The organism is Nocardioides panzhihuensis (assembly GCF_013408335.1).
Lineage (GTDB): Bacteria > Actinomycetota > Actinomycetes > Propionibacteriales > Nocardioidaceae > Nocardioides > Nocardioides panzhihuensis.
This window is the reverse complement of record NZ_JACBZR010000001.1, coordinates 3,459,241-3,477,170: the sequence shown is the minus strand read 5'-3', so window position 1 is coordinate 3,477,170 and position 17,930 is coordinate 3,459,241. Positions and strand designations below refer to the sequence as shown.

Genomic DNA, 17,930 nt, shown 5'->3' with positions numbered 1-17,930 from the left:
CGAGGGGCCGTGGTGACACCTACTTCGTCGGAATCGCTGCGGAAATCGAGACCTACGTCGCGCGCCACGAGCGGTCCCGCTTGACCGCGGCGTACTCCTCCGAGCCGATGTTCGATCGCAGCTCCTTGGCCGACTCGCGGATGGCGTCGGAGATGATCTCGTGGACCCGTGGGTCGGCCAGCCCCTCGTCGACCAGACGCAGCACCGTGTCGGCCACGAGCCGGACGACGTCGTCGTGGAAGGGGAGATACCTCAGCTTCCCGGCCGCCTGGTCCTTACGGATGAGGTCGATGATGAGCAGGTCGATCTCCGCGCGGTTCTCCCCGATCGCGCTGGAGATGTGGCGGGTGTAGTTGCCGGTCTGGATCACCGCGATCACCTCGTCGAGCACCGCGACCGTGATCGGCTTGCGGATGGCGTCGACGATGGCTCCGGAGAACCTCGCCACCAGGTACGCCGAGATGCGGTCGCCGAACGCACGGTCGGCCGCACGCATCAGCCGCACGACGATGACCACCACTCGCAGCAGCCGGAGGCTGCGGAAGGCCGGGCTCGCGGCGACCCCGAGCGGGATCATGCCGAGCAGCTCGTACCAGTACAGCAGCGGGAACTTCCAGCCGAGCCCGGAGCGGGTCCAGCGCCCCACGAACTCGACGGCGAAGATCGCGCACACGACGTAGTCGGCGATGACGACCCGGTCGAACCAGACCTTCGGCACGTCCCAGAACGTCACCCACACGACCGCGACGACCGAGACGACCGCCAGCGCCAGCATGAACCAGTCGAGAGCCGTGACCGGCGGGGACGCCGCGGCACCTGGCTTACGGTCGTCGTGTCGGCGGTCGGTGCCTCGGTCGATGCCTGTGGCGCTCATGATCGGCACGATAGGAGACGAGCCCGCCAAAGGCGACGACCCACACGCGTCGTTGCCGTCATGTGGGTCTGTCGCTGCACCGGTTGTCGGTGCGGCGCGGCAGAATGGGCCCGTGCCACTCTACCGCGACGAAGCCATCGTGCTTCGCACCCACAAGCTTGGTGAGGCCGATCGGATCATCACCATGCTCACCCGCGACCACGGACGGGTGCGTGCGGTGGCGAAGGGCGTGCGGCGTACGACCTCGAGATGGGGTTCGCGGCTGGAGCCGTTCACCCACGTCGACCTGCAGTTCGCCGAGGGGCGGACGCTGGACACGATCACCCAGGCCGAGACGCTGACCCTCTTCCACAGCGGGATCGGCCTCGACTACGACCGCTACACCGCCGGCACCGCGATGCTCGAGACCGCCGACCGTCTGGTGCACGAGGAGGGCGAGCCGGCGCCGCAGCAGTATCTGCTGCTCGTCGGCGGGCTGCGGGTGCTCGCGCAGGGCGACCGGCTCCCTCGGCATGTGCTCGACTCCTATCTGCTCCGCTCGCTGTCCGTCGCCGGCTACGCACCGAGCTTCGAGGCCTGTGCGCGGTGCGGGCTGGTGGGCCCGCACCGATGGTTCAACGTGTCCATGGGCGGCGCGCTGTGCACGACCTGCCGGGTGCCGGGCTCGGCGACGCCCTCGCCCGAGACGCTGACCCACCTCGGTGCGCTGCTCTCCGGCGACTGGGATACGGTCGGCGGCGCCGAGGACCGGACCAGCAGGCAGGCGAGCGGGTTGGTCGCTGCGTACCTCTCCTGGCATCTGGACCGAAACCTGCGCTCGCTCGAGTACGTCGAGAGCTGAGGACGATGGCCCACTCCCACTCCCACGGCGGGCACGACGCCGAGGTGGAGGTCGAGGCGCTGCCACGGATGGTGCTGACCGTCTCGCTGGTGCTCGTCGCCGTCGTCACCGTCGTCGGTGCGGTCCTCTGGTGGCCGGACCGCTCCGCCGTCGAGAAGCTCCAGGGGTCGCAGGAGTTCGTCGCCGACGGCGTCGTCTTCGAGACCGCCGAGGTGACCTCGGTCGCCGCGCCGTGCTCCGCCGACGGACAGGCTGACGGGCAGGCGGAGGGCTGCAACACCGCCTCGGCGAAGCTGACCAGCGGCCCCGACACCGGCACCGAGGTGGCGGTGAAGATCTCGACACCGATGGCCACCTCCGGCCTGGAGGCCGGCGACGAGGTCGAGCTCTCCCGCACCGAGCGGGAGGGGGAGGCGAAGTACGCCTTCTTCGACGTCAAGCGCGGCCCGCCGCTGGCGCTGCTGGTCGGCCTCTTCGTGGTGTGTGTCGTCGCGGTCGCCCGGCTGCGTGGGCTGATGGCGGTGCTCGGCTTGGGATTCGCGGGTGCGGTGGTGTGGCTGTTCCTGCTGCCCGCGCTGCTCTCCGGCGAGCCCGCTGCCGGGGTCGCGCTGGTCTCCTCGATGCTGATCCTCTACGTGGTGCTCTACACGACCCACGGTCTCTCGGTGCGTACGTCGGTGGCGCTCGCCGGCACGCTGGCCGGGGTCGCGGTGACCGCGCTGATCGGCACCGTCGCGATCGGCGGGAGCCGGCTCAGCGGTCTGGGCTCGGAGAGCGGTCAGACGCTCTCCTCGCTCGATGCCGACCTCGACCTGCAGAGCCTCCTGGTCGCCGCGGTGATCATCGCCGGCCTCGGTGCGCTCAACGACGTCACCATCACCCAGGCGTCCGCGGTGTGGGAGCTGCGCGCCGTCGGTCCGTCCACCTCGCGGTGGGACGTCTTCCGTGGCGCGATGCGGATCGGCCGCGACCACGTCGCCTCGACGATCTACACGATCGTGTTCGCCTACGTCGGCGCCGCGCTGACGCTGCTGCTGGTGATCCAGCTCTACGACCGCACCTTCTTCTCGCTGCTCACGACCGAGCAGATGGCCGGCGAGATCGTCGCCACGATGGCCGCGGGCATCGGGGTGGTGCTGGCGATGCCCATCACCACGATCATCGGCGCGCTGACCGTCCCCGGCCCGACCGGTCGCCTCGAGGAGATGGAGTACGACGCGCCCCGGCGGCCGATGGTCCCGCCCAGGCCACAGCCGCCCGCCGGCTACCCGCCGACTAGGGTTGGGCCTCGTGAGCAAGCCGGTCCGTACCCCAACACCCCACCCGTCCGGGGCTACCCCGCCCCCGGTCCCCAAGGACCTCGTCCCGCACCACGTGGCGATCATCATGGACGGCAACGGCCGCTGGGCCAAGGAGCGTGGCCTCCCCCGGACCAAGGGCCACGAAGAGGGTGAGTCCTCGCTCTTCGACGTCGTCGAAGGCGCCATCGAGATCGGTGTGAAGGCCATCTCGGCCTACGCGTTCTCGACCGAGAACTGGTCGCGTTCGCCCGACGAGGTGAAGTTCCTGATGGGCTTCAACCGCGACGTCATCCGCCGCCGCCGCGACGAGATGAACGAGCTCGGCGTCCGGGTCCGTTGGGCCGGGCGCGCGCCGCGGCTGTGGAAGTCGGTCATCAACGAGCTGAAGATCGCCGAGGAGATGACGAAGGACAACACCGTCTGCACGCTGACGATGTGCGTCAACTACGGCGGTCGCGCCGAGCTCACCGACGCCGCGTCGCGGATCGCGAAGGACGTCGCAGCGGGTCGTCTGAACCCCGACAAGATCACCGACAAGGTCTTCCAGCGCTACCTCTACGTCCCTGAGCTCCCCGACGCCGACCTCGTCTGGCGCACCTCCGGCGAACAGCGACTCTCCAACTACATGCTCTGGCAGGCCGCCTACTCCGAGCTCGTCTTCACCGACGTGCTCTGGCCCGACGTCGACCGCCGCCACCTGTGGCATGCCATCGAGACGTACGCGAGCCGGGACCGCCGCTACGGCGGCGCCCTCCCCAACCCGGTATAGCCGAGACGTCACTCCCGTCGGCCGAGTTGGCACCGCGGTGCCAACTCGGCCGACGCGCGTGACGTCTCGGCTGGCTAGCGGCAGTCGGTGCAGGTGCCGAAGATCTCCAGGGTGTGGGAGACCTCGGTGAAGCCGTTCTCCTCCGCCATCGTCCTGGTCCAGCGTTCGACGGCGGGGCCTTCGACCTCGACGGTGCGGCCGCAACGACGGCAGACGAGGTGATGGTGGTGGGTGTCGGAGCAGCGGCGGTAGATGGTCTCGCCGTCCTCGGAGCGCATCGCGTCGACAGCGCCGGACTCGGCCAGCGCGGTCAGGGTCCGGTAGACCGTGGCCAGGCCGACGGCGCCGTCGAGGCGCGAGTGGATCTCCTGGGCGGAGTGGAAGCCGTCGTACGTCCGTAGCGCCTCGGCCACGGCGAGCCGCTGCTTGGTGGGCCGCAGGCCGGAGGGGTCGGTCGCCAGGGGATCAGTCGCCAAGGGATCAGTGTTCGTCATAGTGCTCTCCCTCCGCGCCGACGTGCGCCGCGTGCCGGTGGCCGTCGTGGATGTAGTCGACGTGGTCGCCGTGCTCGACCGCGACGTGGCCGCACTTCTCGCCATGGAGGTGCGGATGCGCCTCGTCGACCGGTTTCTCGACGGGCGAGGTCTCTGGATACGGGGCCACCAGCGCCCGCCGGCGGCGTAGCCAGGCACCCACCGGCCAGACCAGGAAGAAGCCGGCGAGCGCGACCAGCACGATGCTGGGGCCGGGCTGGACGTTGGCGCCGGTGCGGGAGAGGGCGGCCGCCAGTACGAGGCCGCCGACCGAGGCGGCCAGCCCGGCGCCCATGGCGCCGAGCAGCGTCATCCGGAACGACCGGGTGAGCTGCTGCACGATCGCGACCGGCACGACCATCAGAGCCGAGACGAGCAGCAGCCCGACGGTGCGCATCGCGATCACCACGCTCAGGGCGGCGAGCACGGCGACCAGGATCGAGTAGAACCGCACCGGCAGCCCGGCGACCTTGGCGTAGTCGGGGTCCTGGGAGACGGCGAACAGCTGCGGCGAGAGCCCGACGCAGAGCACGATCAGCACGACGGAGAGCGCCATCGTCACGAGCAGGTCGTCGACCGAGATCGTCAGGATCGACCCGAAGAGGAACTCCTGGAGCCGGGAGGCGCCGGTGCCGGCGAGCCCGGTGACGAAGACGCCGCCGGCGAGTCCGCCGTAGAACAGCATCGCCAGGGCGACGTCGCCCTCGGCGTGGCCGCGCTCGCGCACGACCTCGATGACCACGGCGCCGGCGATGGCCACGACGACCGCGGTCCAGGTCGGCGAGGTCTGGGTCCACAGGCCGATCGCGACGCCGGTGACGGCGACGTGACCGATGCCGTCACCCATCAGCGCCAGCCGGCGCTGCACGATGTAGGTGCCGACCGCGGGAGCCGCGATCCCGACGAGGAACGCCGCGATCAGGGCCCGCTGCATGAACGGCACCGAGAAGAGCTCGAGGAGAGTCATGGCCTAGAGCTCCTTCAGGGGTGTCGGGACCGCGGCGTTGGGCGCGGCGGTCGAGCCAGCTGAATCGAGCCCAGTGTCGCAGTGGACGTGGCCGGCGTCGAAGCCCTGGGCGTGGACGTCGGCGTCGGTGAGAGGAGCACCGTCGTACGCCTTGCGCCCGTCGCGCATGACGACGGCACGGTCGACCAGCGGCGCCAGCGGTCCGAGCTCGTGGGCGACCAGCACGATCGTGGCGCCGTCTTTCTTGAGGCGCCCGAGCGCCCCGGCCAGCGCCTGCTGGTTGGGCAGGTCGACGCCCGCGGTGGGCTCGTCGAGCAGCAGCAGCTCGGGGCGGCCGGCGAGCGCCCGCGCGATCAGCACCCGCTGGTGCTGTCCGCCGGAGAGCTGGGCGACCCCGCGATGGGCGTACGCCCCCATCCCGACCACGTCGAGCGCCGCACGGATCGCGGCCCGGTCGGCGCTGCGCAGCGGGCGCAGCAGCTTGCGGTGGGTGAGCCGGCCAGAGGCGACCACCTCCCAGACCGAGGCGGGTACGCCGCCGGTGGCGGTGCTTCGCTGCGGCACGTAGCCGATCCGCGACCAGTCGTGGAACCCGGACAGCGTGCGACCGAACAGCTCCAGGCGGCCGGCCGAGAGCGGGTTGAGGCCGACCAAGGTGCGTACGAGCGTCGACTTCCCGGAGCCGTTGGCACCCATCAGTGCGACGAACTCGCCGCGTCTGACCGTCAGGTCCACCTCACGCAGGACGGGGCGTCCGGACAGGGCGACGTCCCCGTGCAGGAGCTGCACGGGGACATCGGCGGGGACTGTGCTCCCGGATTTGCTCACTGACAACCGTTGGCCGCCTTGAGGGCGTTGAGGTTCTGGCGCATGAGGGAAAGGTAGTCCTCTCCCTTGGTGTCCTTCGAGAGCCCCTCGATCGGGTCGAGCACGGCGGTCTCGAGTCCGAGGTCGCTGGCGAGGGTGTCGGCGAGCGCGGTGCTGACCAGGCGCTCGGAGAAGATCGTGGTCACGCCGTGCTCCTTGGCGTGCTCGCCGATCTCGGCGAGCTGCGCGGGGTTGGGCTCGGCGTCGGGGGTCAGGCCGGCGATCGACTCGAACTCCAGGCCGTACTTGTCCAGGTAGGCGAAGGCGTCGTGGGAGACCACGACCTCCTTGATCTTGCACTGCGCCAGACCGGTCTTGAACTCCTCGTCGACCGCGGTCAGGTCCCCGGTCAGGGACTTCGCGTTGGCGGCGTAGGTCTCGGCGTTGTCGGGGTCGGCCTTGCTGAGAGCGTCGCGTACGCCCTCGGCGTACTCGGCCATGAGCGCCGGGTCGTGCCAGAAGTGGGGGTCGATCTCGCCGTGGTCGTGCCCCTCTTCGGCGTGGGCCTCCTCTTCGGCGTGGGCCTCCTCTTCGGCGTGAGCCTCGTCCTCCGCGTGGGGCTCCTCCTCGGCGGCGTGCTCGTCTGCGTGGCCCTCGTCGGCCTTGCGGAGCTCGACGACCTTCTCGACATCGACGACATCAGCCTTGACGTCCTGCTCGATCGCGTCGTCGACGGCGGGCTGGAAGCCGTGCTCGGTGAGAATCACGTCGGCACTCTGCAGCGCCGCGGTCTGGTTGATGCTGAGCTCGAGGTCGTGCGGCTCGACGCCCGGCTTGGTGAGGCCGGTGACGTCGGCGAGGTCGCCCGCGACCCGCTCCGCGACGAACTCCAGCGGGTAGAACGCAGCTGCGATCTGGACCTTCTCCGAGTCGGAGCCGGAGGTGGAGGACCCCGAGTCGTCGGAGAGGGCGGCACAGCCGGAGGTGAGCAGGAGCGCGCCGGCAGCGAGGATGCCGGCAGAGCGGATTGTGGGGGCCATGAGAACCATTCTCAGTTAGGTTGAGAATGGTTGTCAATTCCTTCCGGGATGCCGAACAGCAGGGGTACGCCGGTCACCCGGGGCAGATCGACGCGGTTGCAGCGCTCGGCGAGTCCCGGGTCGCCGGGCCAGGAGCCAATGATCAGCCCGTCGGGCTCGTACCCGCGGGCGCGCAGCGCGGCGACGGTCAGCTCGGTGTGGTTGAGGGTGCCCAGGCCGGCCGCGGTGACCACGACGAAGGAGGTGGCCGTGCCGCCGGCCAAGAGCGCGTCGGCCAGGTCGAGGAGCGTGCCGCCGTCGGTGTCCAGGCGCACTAGCAGGCCTCCTGCGCCCTCGACCAGGACGAGATCGTTGTCACCGGTCAGGGCCGCGATCGGGGGAGCGTACGCAGCCACCGCCGGGATCTCCACCCCCGCCCGCCGGGCGGCGGTATCCGGCGCGAGCGGCTCCTCGAGCCGGGTCAGCTCGTGGACCTCGACCCCGGTCAGCCGCTGGATCTCGGCGGCGTCGCAGTCACCGTCGGCGGTGCCGGTCTGGACCGGCTTCACGACCGCGACCTTCTCGCCGTCGGTGCGCGCCCGGGAGGCCAGCGTCGCCGTCGCGACGGTCTTGCCCACTCCGGTGCTGGTGCCGGTGACGATCACCACCCGCCCGCTCACCTGACATCACCCACGATCACGTCGATGGCCTTGACCGCCCGGTCCCAGTCTTCGTCGGTGACGCCGGCGCCGGCGGTGACCCGCAGCCGGGAGACCCCGTCGGGGACCGACGGTGGACGGAAGCAGCCGACGCGTACGCCCTCGGCGAGCAGGTTCGCCTGGGCTGCGACCGCCGCCTCGGGGGACGGCATCGGCACCGACAGCACTGCGCCGGCAGGGGCCGGGACACCCAGAGTCTGGGCCAGCCCGGTGACCCGAGCACGGATGGTGTCGGAGAGGTCCGGGCGTGCACGCGAAATCCGGGCTGCGGCCAGCGCGGCGGCGGCGGAGGCCGGCGCGAGGCCGGTGTCGAAGATGAACGGGCGGGCGGTGTTGACCAGATGGTCGAGGACGGCACGCGGTCCCAGCACCGCCCCACCCTGGCTGCCCAGGCTCTTGGAGAGCGTCGCGGTGACCAGCACGTCAGGCCGGCCGGCGAGGCCGCGTCGGTGGACGAGCCCCGGCCCGTGCACTCCGACGCCGTGGGCCTCGTCGACGACGAGCAGCGCGCCGTGCTCCGCGCACGCCTCGGCCAGGTCCGTCAGCGGCGCCTCGTCGCCCAGGACGGAGTAGACCGACTCGGCCAGCACGAGCGTGCGTACGCCGGGCCGTGCCGCGAGCGCCGCCCGGACCGCGTCCACGTCGTTGTGAGGCACGACCGTCAGCTGGGCCCGAGAGAGCCGTACGGCGTCGATCAGCGAGGCGTGGATGTGCGCGTCCGAGACGACGTGGGCCGTCCGGTCCGCCAGCGCGCCGACGATCGAGAGGTTGGCGTGGTAGCCGGTCGAGAACGTCAGCGCCCCCGGCTGGCCGAGCCAGTCGGCGAGCTCGTCCTCCAGGTCGCCGTGCAGCGTCAGAGTGCCCGTGACCAGCCGGGACGCACCCGCGCCGCCGCCCCAGAGCATGGCCGCCTTCGCCGCGGCGCGGCGTACGTCCGGGTGTGCCGACAGGCCGAGGTAGTCGTTCCCGGCCAGGTCGACGACGCCGTCATCGGGCCCGCGCGGCCGCAGCCGCCGGGTCAGTCCGGCCGCCTCCCGCGCTGCAGAAGCCTCAGCGATCCAGTCATCCCACATCAGCGTTCACTCCAGTCGGGCCGTCGGTCGTGTCCGGCCCCCGTAGGTCGAGCCGGATTCGTGAGGAACGAACGAATCCGTGTCGAGACCAACACAGTCCCCTCGAGCGCGTCAGCGGACCGTGTTGGTCTCGACACGCCTCCGCCTAGCGGCTCCGAGGTCTGAACGAAGTGGCCTTCGACCAGCGGCTCGACTAGCCGCTCGGTCAGCGGGACCCTTCCCATCAGGCCACCTCCGCGGCGGCCGCGACGGCGCGGCAGATGCGGGCGAGGTCTTCCTCGCCGGTGACATAGGGCGGCATCGTGTAGATGAGGTCGCGGAACGGCCGGATCCAGACGCCCTCCCGCAGGGCGGCGTCGGTGGCCTTCGCGCTGTCGACGGGATGGTCGAGATGGACGACGCCGACGGCACCGAGGACACGGACGTCGGCGACGCCCGGCGCGCCGGCGAGAGGGGAGAGGCCGGCGCTCAGGGCGGAGGAGACCCGGCGTACGTCCTGCTCCCAGCCGCGCGCGGCCAGCAGGTCGAGCGAGGCCAGCGCCACTGCGCAGGCCAGCGGGTTGCCCATGAAGGTCGGGCCGTGCATGAGCACACCCGACTCGCTCCGGGAGATCGCGTGCGCGACCTCGGAGGTGGTCAGCACGGCGGCCAGCGTCAGATAGCCGCCGGTCAGGGCCTTGCCGAGGCAGAGGATGTCCGGCGTGACCTGCGAGGACACGAAGAGGTCACCGGTGCGGCCGAGACCGGTGGCGATCTCGTCGAAGATCAGCACCAGCCCGTGCTCGTCGGCGATCTCACGCAGCACGACCAGGCAGCGGTCGTCGTAGACCCACATCCCGCCCGCGCCCTGGAGCCGTGGCTCGACGATGATCCCGGCGAGCTCGTCGGTGTGCTCGGCCGCGAGGCGGCGTACGCCTTCGGCCCAGCCTTCCACGTCACCACCCGGCGCCGGCGGGCGCTCGGCGAAGACCTGTGGGGCCAGGACCTCGGTGAACATCGAGTGCATCCCGCCGACCGGGTCGCACACGCTCATGCACCCGAAGGTGTCCCCGTGATAGCCGCCGCGCAGCGTCAGCAGCCGCGTACGCTCCGGCCTGCCCTGGCCTCGCTGGGTCTGCAGCGCCATCTTGATCGCGACCTCGACGCTCACCGACCCCGAGTCGGCGAGGAAGACGTGCTGCAGCGGGTCCGGAGTGATCGAGACGAGCCGCTCGGCCAGGTCGACCGCGGGGGCGTGGGTCAGGCCGCCGAACATCACGTGCGCCATCCGTCCGGCCTGGTCGGCGAGGGCAGCGTCCAGCTCGGGCACCCGGTAGCCGTGGATCGCCGACCACCATGACGACATCGCGTCGACGACCTCGAGGTGCTCGCCGTGGTCGTCGAGGTGGAGGCGTACGCCCTCGGCCCCCGTGACCAGACGCACCGGCGCCGGGTCGGTCATCGAGGTGTAGGGGTGCCAGAGGTGCTCGCGGTCGAAGACGAGGAGATCCGCGCCCCGAGCCGCGTCGGGATCAAGCGTTGGCAGCGACATCGGTCCCCGCTCCGCGGCGCCGGATCACCGGACCGTCCTGCTCGTCCTGGTCGCGGTGGTCGCCACAGGCGTCGCCGCAGCCGTCGCCACAGCTGCTGCCGCAGCCCCTCGCCGCGCGGCCGGCGGCCCTGGCGCGTTGCTCCTCGATCAGCTCGTCGAACGCGCTCGCGTCCATCCCGAGGATGACGAAGCCGTTGTCGCGCAGCATCTCCAGGTCGGCCAGCGCGTCCTGCCCCTCGGAGGTCAGGTAGTCGCCGAGGAAGATCGAGTTGGCGACCTGGAGCGCGGTGGCCTGCAGCGAGCGCAGGTGCATCTCGCGCCCGGCCGCGATCCGGATCTCCTTGTCGGGGCAGACGAACCGCGCCATCGTCAGGATCTTCACGCACCGAGTGGGGGAGAGCTCCCAGGTGTTCTCGTACGGAGTGCCGTCGAACGGCATCAGGAAGTTGACCGGGATCGAGTCGGCGTCGAGCTCCTTGAGCGCGAAGAGCGCCTCGACGAGCTGCTCGTCGCTCTCGCCCAGCCCGGCGATCAGGCCCGAGCACGGCGAGAGGCCGGCCTCCTTGGCCTTGCCGATCGTGTCGATGCGGTCGTCGTAGCTGTGGGTCTGGACGATGTTGTCGTGGTTGGACTCGGCGGTGTTGATGTTGTGGTTGTACGCATCCACCCCGGCCGCCTTGAGCCGCTCGGCCTGGCCGCCCTTGAGCAGTCCGAGGCAGGCGCAGACCTCGACACCCTCGTGCTCCTCCTTCAACGCGGAGGTCATCTCGACGACCTTGTCGATGTCGCGCTCGGAAGGCCCGCGGCCGGAGGAGACCATGCAGACCCGGGTGGCGCCGCCGCGCAGCCCCGCGCCGGCCTGCTCGAGGGTCTCGTCCTTGGACAGCCAGGAGTACTTCAGCACCGGCGCCTGCGACCCGAGTGCCTGGCTGCAGTAGTTGCAGTTCTCCGGGCACAGCCCCGACTTGAGGTTGACCAGGTAGTTCACCTTCACGGTGTTGCCGAAGTGCTCGCGCCGCAGCCGCCCCGCCGCGGCGACCACGCTCATCAGGTGCTCGTCAGGAGTGCGCAGCGCCGCCAGTGCGTCGTCCACGGTGGCGGCCCCGCCGGAGAGGATCCGGTCGGCTAGCTGGTCGAAGGCTGTCGTCATGCGGGGCGTCTCCTCGGGGATAACAGAACTGAACGACGTTCAGGTGAACGGTGTTCAGGTTACCTCGTCGGTCGCGCTTGTCGAGACCCCTGCCGGACGACGGTCACCTAGGATCGACTCCGTGCGCATCGAGACGATCCCCGGACTGGTCCTGATCGAGCACGAGATCGAGGTGCCGCTGGACCATCTCGGCGGTGGACCCGAGACGCTGACCGTCTTCGCCCGCGAGGTGCGCCGCCCGGGCGATCGCGACGACCGCGACGCGCTGCTCTTCCTCCAGGGCGGCCCGGGTGGGGAGAGCCCGCGCCCGATCGACCTGCCGACGGTGCCGGGCTGGCTGGACCGAGCCCTCCAGGACTATCGGGTGATCCTCCTCGATCAGCGCGGGACCGGCCGGTCGACGCCGCTCACGGCGATGACTGGGCTGAGCCCTCAGGAGCAGGCCGACCACCTGGCCCACTTCCGTGCCGACTCGATCGTCGAGGACGCCGAGCTCCTCCGCGACCACCTCGGCATCTCGCGGTGGTCGCTCCTGGGCCAGTCCTTCGGCGGCTTCTGCTCCCTGCGCTACCTCTCGACCCACCCCGGTTCGCTGCGCGAGGTCCTGTTCACCGGGGGAGTGCCGCCGGTCGGCCTGCCCATCGACGAGATCTACGCCGCGACCTTCGCCCGCACGATCGAGCTCACCGAGCGTCACTACGCCCGCTTCCCCGGCGACCGCGACCGGATGCGGGCGCTGGTCGAGCGCTGTGATGCCGGCGAGATCCGGCTCCCGCACGGCGGCCTGCTCTCGGCGCGCCAGGCGCGCTCCATCGGCAGCCGGCTCGGGATGACGGGCGGCTCCGAGCAGATCCACTACCTGCTCGAGCGTGATCCGGCCGGCCTCGGCTTCGGTCACGAGGTCGCGTCGCTGCTGCCCTTCAGCGGCCACTCGCCCCTCTACGTACTCGTCCACGAGGCCTGCTACGCCGACGCCCAAGCCACCCGCTGGGCCTCCGCGCGTGTCCAGCCCGCGGCGTACGAAACGGACCCGACCCTCTTCACCGCCGAGCACCTCTTCCCGTGGCACGTGAGCGAGGACCCGCTCCTGGCCCCCTTCGCCGAGGCGGCCGATCTGCTCGCCGAGCGTGAGTGGCCGAGCCTCTACGACCCGTCGGTGCTGGCCTCGGTCGACGTCCCGTCCGCCGCCGCCGTCTACTACGACGACCCCTATGTGCTCCGCGAGCACTCCCTCGCCACCGCCGAGCTAGTCCCCACGCTGCGCCCGTGGATCACCAACGCCCACCTGCACAACGGCGTCCAGGTGGCCCCCGAGGAGGTCCTGGATCGTCTCATCGGGATGGTCCGCGGGCGAGTCTGATCGCAGGAGGACCGTCGACGGTGGCCGTGGTCAGGCGTTCGACTGCCAGGCCGCCGTCAGCCGCTGCAGCTCGTCGGCGCTGAGGACGATCTCCGCGGCTGCCACGTTCGCGCGCACGTGGCTCGCACGCGTCGTCCCCGGCAACGGCACCACCTCGAGGCCGTGGAGGGGCCCACGGCTGTGCACCCACGCGATCGCGACCTTGCCGGCCGACACCCCGTGTGCGGTGGCGATCTCGCGAAGGACCACCTGCTTCTCGTCCGCCGGGGCAGTGTCGTCCGCGGCGCTGTGCAGCACGCCGTGCGATGTCGGAGAGTGCGCGACGAGCGCGACGCCCAGCTCGGCGGCGGTCGGCACGAGCTCACGTTCGATCGTGCGCTCCGCCAACGACCAGTGCTCCTGGAGCGCGGTCACGGGGTGGACGGCGTAGGCGCGGCGGAGATCCTCGGCGGTGACGTTGGAGAGTCCGATCGCACCGATGTCGCCCTTTCGCAGGAGGTCCGCCATCGCGCCGACCGTCTCCTCGATGGGGACCGTATCGCTGCGGTGGTGCAGGTAGTAGAGGTCGATGTGGTCGGTCCGAAGCCGACGAAGGCTCGCCTCGCAGGACCGCCGAACGTGCCCGGCGTCTGCTCGCACCTCGAAACCGTCGGGGTGATGGTCGGCCGCAACGACTCCGAACTTGCTGGCCAGCAACACCTCGTCGCGTCGGGCGGCGATCGTGCGGCCGACGAGCTCCTCGTTCCCGTACAGCTCGGCCGTGTCGATCATCACGACCCCTTCTTCGAGAGCCGTGTTCACCACACGGAACGGGTCCCGGTCCGCGTCGCCGGAATCGTCGTCCCGCAGCCGCATGGCACCGAACCCCTGTCGGCCGAGCTGAAGCGGGCGGGCGGTCGCGAGCTGACTCATGCCGAGATCCTAGAGGCCAGCGCGCTGATCGTCGCGAGGTTCCGGACGCCTGCGAGACTCTCCGCCGTGAGCATCGAGGTGGTCCCCTACGACCCGTCCTGGCCGGCCCGGTTCGAGCAGGTGGCAGCGACGCTGAGGAGCGCGCTGGCCGACGAGTCGGCGGCAAGCGTCCAGCACGTCGGCTCGACCTCCGTCCCCGGCCTCGCCGCGAAGCCCATCCTCGACATCGACGTGATCGTCGCGCCCGAGGACGTCCCGGCTGCCGTCGCCGCGCTCGAACGCATCGGCTATGTCCACCGCGGCGATCTGGGCGTCGCCGGACGCGAAGCGTTCCATGCCCCCGACGACGATCCGCGACGCCACGTCTACGTCTGCGCCGCGGGGACCCTCAACGTACGCAACCATCTCACCGTCCGCGACGTTCTGCGGCGCCGCGACGATCTTCGCGACGAGTACGCTGCCGTGAAGCTCGAGCTCGCCGCCGACCCCGACATGGACATCGACACCTATATCGCCCGCAAGTCCGATGTCCTGCAGAAGGTCCTTGCCGCCTCCGACCTGACCGACGCCGAGCGCCGCCAGATCCTCTCCCTCAACGACCCGAGCCGCTGATGCCTGAGACCGCCGAGACGATCGCGCCCCACCTGCTGCCCAGGCACGTCGGCATGGTGATGGACGGCAACCGCCGTTGGGCGAAGAAGGCAGGCTTCTCGAACCCAGGCGCTGGTCACGACGTCGGTGCCGACCGCCGACCGGCCGGCACACCTCACGATGGCGATCGGCTATGACCCGCACGGCGACATCGTCGAAGGCATCCGCCGCGCCATCGCCGCGGGCGTCACCGAGATCGACGAGCAGGCCATCACCGCGGCACTGCCCGGCGGACCGAGCAAGGAGATCGACCTCGTCATCCGCACCAGCGGCGAGCAGCGCCTCTCCGGCTTCTTCCCCTGGCAGACCGCAAAAGCCGAGATCGTCGTCAGCGAGAAGCTCTGGCCGGACTTCACCGAGCACGACTTCGCCCAGGCACTGGAGTTCTACGCCGCGCACCGAACGGCTGCCCCGTGCGACGAGGTCAGGGGTGAGCGCAGAGGCTCGTGACCTCGATCTCGCCGACGCCCTCATCGAAGCCGAGATGGGCGCTGAGGTGCGGGAAGCCGACGACGGCGAAGTAGTACTCGCCCTTCAACGTGTCATAGGCGCCGCTCGAGCCGATCCAAGCCTCGAGGATGGCGGCCGCCGCGTCCTCGTTGGCGTGGAGGATGGTGTTGAAGTCGGCGTCGTCCTTCGCTGTGGTCAGGTCGCGGGCCGTGTAGCGGCCGGTGAGGCTCAGGATCTCGCCGCCACCGCAGGATGAAATGATCACCTCTGGCGAGGCGAGCCACAGTGTTCCGGTGGGCACCGCGGCCAGAGCGTCGCCGGCGAGCATCTCCAGCTGCGCCCGAACGTCGCTGGGTGTCGGGGTGGGCTCCGTACCTGGCCCGTCGGGATGTGACGCGCGGCCGCGCTCATTGAGTGCCTGCTGGCGAGTGTGCTCCGCGGCGGCCACGGCTGCCGCTCGGAACGCAGTTCGCTTCGGCGAATCGTCTCGTGCCGCGATCGCGCTGCCGGTGGCACCCGTGACCAGGATCAGGATCAGTGCGATCCGACTGGCCGGGTTCACGGCCCCCTCACCCTGCGCTCGACGAAACATGACGGCCAGCGATGCACACAGCAAGGTTGCGGTGAGCAACGCAACCAGTGCGGGCCCGGTCCAGGTCGGGTGTGTTGCGGTAGCGACGCCCTCCTGGATGCACCAGCCCTGCGGTGGGAAAAAGCGGGAGTCGTAGATCGAGGCCGGCGAGTATCGGCAACCTTCTCGATCGGTCAATACGAGCCCCGCCAAACATGCCCACAGCGTCAGTGCGCCAAGTCCGAACAACACCGCCAGCAGAGCGTACGGCATCTCATCGCGCCGGATGCGACAACCGCGCATGTGCGGGGAAGTTGAGAGGTGACCCGTCCATGAGCGCGGTAAAACCGAGCACATGCACCGTTCTGGCGGAGGGGGTCGGGCGGTCCCGCGAGCTGCGTTTGGCGGCAATAGGGTGTCGGTCGTGCTGCGTGCGATCGTCTTTGACCTCGATGACACTTTGGTGGACCAGGCCGGGGCAGCACGGCGGGCGGTAGTCGGGTGGGCGGCGGAGCACGGGATCACCGGGGACGTCGAGGCACGATGGGGTGCAGTGTCCGGGCCGCACTACCAGCGCTACCAGCGTCGAGAGATCAGCTTCCAGGAGCAGCGGCGGGCGCGAACCCGGGAGTTCCTCGGGATCGAGTTCGACGACGCGGAGGCGGACGCGCTGTTCGCCGGGTATCTGACGAGGTACGAAGCGCTGTGGGTTGCCTTCGACGACGCGGTCCCGACGCTGCGCAGGGTGCGCGCCGCCGGTCTCCGAACGGTCGTCCTCACCAACGGAGACGATGACCACCAGCGCCTCAAGCTCGACCTGACCGGCCTCGCCAACGAGGTCGATCTCCACGTCTCGACCTCGACCCTGCCGGCGAGCAAGCCGGACCCGCGGGCCTACCGGCTCACGTGCGAGCGTGCCGGCATCGCGCCAGGCGAGGCGCTGATGGTCGGCAACAGCCTCGCCCACGACGTCCTCGGTCCGCTCGAGGCCGGCCTCGCCGCCGTCCTTCTCGATCGCCACGACGCCCACCTCGAAGCGGCCGTACGCCGTATCAGCACGCTCCACGACCTGCACTGGTAGAGCGACGGGCGCTGAGTTCACAGTCGCAGCGCATGCGCAGCCATCCGGTACGCCACCGCGACGCCTTCGGGGTCATGAGACGAGGCGCCGTCGAGGACCGACTCGGCGTGATCGCGGATGCTCTGGGCGGGGTCCTCGGCGAGCAGGTCCTGGCAGAGGCCGTCGACGACTTCGCGCGCGTCGTGCTCATCGAGCCCCTCGAGGACGTTGCCGAGGTCCAGCAACATCGCCGCCTCGGCGAAGATCTCCTGAAGGGTCTCCAGGTCGACCTCGGTCCCTGGGCGCGCCACCGCCTCCTCGGCCAGCCCGAGGATGGGGCGGAGACGAGGGTCGAGGTCGGATGCGCTCATAGGTCGAGTCTGATCGGGGCGAGTCGCGCGCTCAACAGGGTTTCGCCCCAGGGACGGTCACTGATCGAGATCGTCGAGCTTCAAGCCCATCGGCGACTGCTGTGGGATCTCCCCGGAGGCGACGACGGCCTTGGTCAGCGGCCGCAGCAGAGTGATGAGGTCATCGACCTCGGCCGGCGTCAGGGTCGCGTACGCGGTCGCAGCAAGCGCATCGGTCTGGGACTCGATCCGGGACTTGGTCTCCCGGCCGACGTCGGTGAGTGAGCCGCCGTCGTCGGTGACGAGGCCGCGGGAGCGCAGCGAGGAGACGAGGGAGGTCCATTCGCTCTCGTGGATGTTGCGGGAGGTGGCGTAGACCGACGGGGAGGCGCCGGTGGCGAGCGCATGGAACACGTGCGACTCGCGGCCACCGATGCCCGCGGCGAGCAGCGAGGCCACGTGGCCGTCGCCGCGGTGCTCGCGAAGCAGAGTGGCCGCGTCCCAGAGAGCGGTGAGCGGGTCGTCGGCGACAGGGAGCGAGCGGAGCGCGGCGTAGAGGGCGCGTCCCTCCGGCGGAGCGGCGAGGGCGGCCCGGGAGGCGAGGCCAGCAGCCCGGGCGACGTCGTCGGAGTCGGCGAGCGCGCCGAGCTGACGGCGCAACGCCGCGACGGCTCCGGACTGCCGGGCGGCATGCGCGACCTCGGGCGGTGCGAAGCTCCACGCGTCGGGCAGCGCACGTGAGACGTGGGTGAACGAGAAGTTGTAGAACACGGCGTGCACGACCTCGGCCGGAACGGTCCCCAGCGGCGCGGAGCGAGCCGCGAAGTAGCCCATCCAGTAGCCGCGGTAGCCGGCCTCCTTGAGCAGCGTGACCGGTTCGGGCGAGAAGTAGCCCACCGCATGGATCGGCTCGAGCAGCTTCCACAGACGACGCGCGTTGGACTCCATGACGAGGGACGGTATCGGCACGCGCCCGATCGGCGGAGCGATTT

Annotated in this window: 20 protein-coding genes and 1 pseudogene; 8 read left to right on the top strand and 13 right to left on the bottom strand. The window is 70.5% G+C overall.

Features of this window, described 5'->3' with window-relative positions; translation table 11 throughout:
* Positions 1-52: 52 nt before the first annotated feature.
* Positions 53-874, bottom strand: coding sequence for an ion transporter (locus BJ988_RS16465; protein ID WP_179658949.1), 822 nt, complete (start codon positions 872-874; stop codon positions 53-55).
* Positions 875-986: 112 nt separating this feature from the next.
* Between BJ988_RS16465 and recO the strand changes: the two genes are divergently transcribed.
* From recO to BJ988_RS16450, 3 genes and pseudogenes are all read left to right on the top strand, one after another.
* Entirely contained in the window at positions 987-1,715 is a 729-nt protein-coding gene (gene recO / locus BJ988_RS16460) for a DNA repair protein RecO (RefSeq protein ID WP_179658948.1), read from the top strand.
* A 5-nt stretch (positions 1,716-1,720) separates the two neighbouring features.
* Positions 1,721-2,872 (top strand): annotated as a pseudogene (locus BJ988_RS30515) (YibE/F family protein); the annotation flags it as partial.
* Between the two features lie 124 nt (positions 2,873-2,996).
* Positions 2,997-3,785: an isoprenyl transferase gene (locus BJ988_RS16450; protein ID WP_218860919.1), complete on the top strand. Its 789-nt coding sequence runs from the start codon at positions 2,997-2,999 to the stop codon at positions 3,783-3,785.
* Between the two features lie 74 nt (positions 3,786-3,859).
* Here BJ988_RS16450 and BJ988_RS16445 read toward each other — a convergent pair whose 3' ends face one another.
* From BJ988_RS16445 to bioB, 8 genes are all read right to left on the bottom strand, one after another.
* A complete protein-coding gene (locus tag BJ988_RS16445; protein WP_179658946.1) occupies positions 3,860-4,279 on the bottom strand; it encodes a Fur family transcriptional regulator in 420 nt (139 codons plus the stop codon).
* Complete coding sequence (locus BJ988_RS16440) at positions 4,266-5,285, bottom strand: metal ABC transporter permease (protein WP_179658945.1); 1,020 nt, start codon at positions 5,283-5,285, stop codon at positions 4,266-4,268. Before BJ988_RS16440 ends, BJ988_RS16445 begins: the two co-directional genes overlap by 14 nt.
* A 3-nt stretch (positions 5,286-5,288) precedes the next feature.
* A complete protein-coding gene (locus BJ988_RS16435; protein ID WP_343051650.1) occupies positions 5,289-6,113 on the bottom strand; it encodes a metal ABC transporter ATP-binding protein in 825 nt (274 codons plus the stop codon).
* Entirely contained in the window at positions 6,110-7,132 is a 1,023-nt protein-coding gene (locus BJ988_RS16430) for a metal ABC transporter substrate-binding protein (RefSeq protein WP_179658943.1), read from the bottom strand. Before BJ988_RS16430 ends, BJ988_RS16435 begins: the two co-directional genes overlap by 4 nt.
* An 11-nt stretch (positions 7,133-7,143) precedes the next feature.
* The gene (gene bioD, locus BJ988_RS16425; RefSeq protein ID WP_179658942.1) at positions 7,144-7,791 is read right to left on the bottom strand and encodes a dethiobiotin synthase; all 648 of its coding nucleotides are present in this window, start codon (positions 7,789-7,791) and stop codon (positions 7,144-7,146) included.
* Positions 7,788-8,903 carry an 8-amino-7-oxononanoate synthase gene (locus tag BJ988_RS16420; protein WP_179658941.1) on the bottom strand — a complete coding sequence of 372 codons (1,116 nt, stop codon included), beginning with the start codon at positions 8,901-8,903 and terminating at the stop codon, positions 7,788-7,790. Before BJ988_RS16420 ends, bioD begins: the two co-directional genes overlap by 4 nt.
* A 223-nt stretch (positions 8,904-9,126) precedes the next feature.
* The gene (locus BJ988_RS16415; protein WP_179658940.1) at positions 9,127-10,434 is read right to left on the bottom strand and encodes an adenosylmethionine--8-amino-7-oxononanoate transaminase; all 1,308 of its coding nucleotides are present in this window, start codon (positions 10,432-10,434) and stop codon (positions 9,127-9,129) included.
* Positions 10,415-11,584, bottom strand: a complete 1,170-nt coding sequence (gene bioB, locus BJ988_RS16410) for a biotin synthase BioB (protein WP_218860918.1) — start codon at positions 11,582-11,584, stop codon at positions 10,415-10,417. Before bioB ends, BJ988_RS16415 begins: the two co-directional genes overlap by 20 nt.
* A gap of 121 nt (positions 11,585-11,705) precedes the next feature.
* On the opposite strand from bioB, the gene BJ988_RS16405 reads away from it, so the two are divergent.
* Complete coding sequence (locus BJ988_RS16405; protein ID WP_179658939.1) at positions 11,706-12,944, top strand: alpha/beta fold hydrolase; 1,239 nt, start codon at positions 11,706-11,708, stop codon at positions 12,942-12,944.
* A 30-nt stretch (positions 12,945-12,974) separates the two neighbouring features.
* On the opposite strand, the gene BJ988_RS16400 is transcribed toward BJ988_RS16405, so the two are convergent.
* Positions 12,975-13,856, bottom strand: a complete 882-nt coding sequence (locus BJ988_RS16400; RefSeq protein WP_246321506.1) for an aldo/keto reductase — start codon at positions 13,854-13,856, stop codon at positions 12,975-12,977.
* Between the two features lie 66 nt (positions 13,857-13,922).
* Between BJ988_RS16400 and BJ988_RS16395 the strand changes: the two genes are divergently transcribed.
* From BJ988_RS16395 to BJ988_RS16385, 3 genes are read left to right on the top strand one after another with little or no spacing between them, the layout of a single operon-like run.
* Positions 13,923-14,468, top strand: a complete 546-nt coding sequence (locus tag BJ988_RS16395; protein WP_179658938.1) for a GrpB family protein — start codon at positions 13,923-13,925, stop codon at positions 14,466-14,468.
* Entirely contained in the window at positions 14,468-14,644 is a 177-nt protein-coding gene (locus BJ988_RS16390) for an undecaprenyl diphosphate synthase family protein (protein ID WP_179658937.1), read from the top strand. The genes BJ988_RS16395 and BJ988_RS16390 overlap by 1 nt, the downstream gene beginning before the upstream one ends.
* Positions 14,628-14,957 carry an undecaprenyl diphosphate synthase family protein gene (locus tag BJ988_RS16385; RefSeq protein ID WP_179658936.1) on the top strand — a complete coding sequence of 110 codons (330 nt, stop codon included), beginning with the start codon at positions 14,628-14,630 and terminating at the stop codon, positions 14,955-14,957. Before BJ988_RS16390 ends, BJ988_RS16385 begins: the two co-directional genes overlap by 17 nt.
* Here the strand turns inward: BJ988_RS16385 and BJ988_RS16380 are convergent.
* Positions 14,932-15,519 (bottom strand): hypothetical protein, encoded by a 588-nt coding sequence (locus tag BJ988_RS16380; RefSeq protein WP_179658935.1) that lies wholly within the window; start codon positions 15,517-15,519, stop codon positions 14,932-14,934. The genes BJ988_RS16385 and BJ988_RS16380 overlap by 26 nt on opposite strands.
* A gap of 433 nt (positions 15,520-15,952) precedes the next feature.
* Between BJ988_RS16380 and BJ988_RS16375 the strand changes: the two genes are divergently transcribed.
* Entirely contained in the window at positions 15,953-16,609 is a 657-nt protein-coding gene (locus tag BJ988_RS16375; RefSeq protein WP_179658934.1) for an HAD-IA family hydrolase, read from the top strand.
* Positions 16,610-16,626: 17 nt separating this feature from the next.
* Here BJ988_RS16375 and BJ988_RS16370 read toward each other — a convergent pair whose 3' ends face one another.
* Together BJ988_RS16370 and BJ988_RS16365 are read right to left on the bottom strand one after the other, a co-directional pair.
* Positions 16,627-16,959 (bottom strand): hypothetical protein, encoded by a 333-nt coding sequence (locus BJ988_RS16370; protein WP_179658933.1) that lies wholly within the window; start codon positions 16,957-16,959, stop codon positions 16,627-16,629.
* Between the two features lie 57 nt (positions 16,960-17,016).
* The gene (locus tag BJ988_RS16365) at positions 17,017-17,886 is read right to left on the bottom strand and encodes an SCO6745 family protein (protein WP_179658932.1); all 870 of its coding nucleotides are present in this window, start codon (positions 17,884-17,886) and stop codon (positions 17,017-17,019) included.
* Positions 17,887-17,930: the final 44 nt, after the last annotated feature.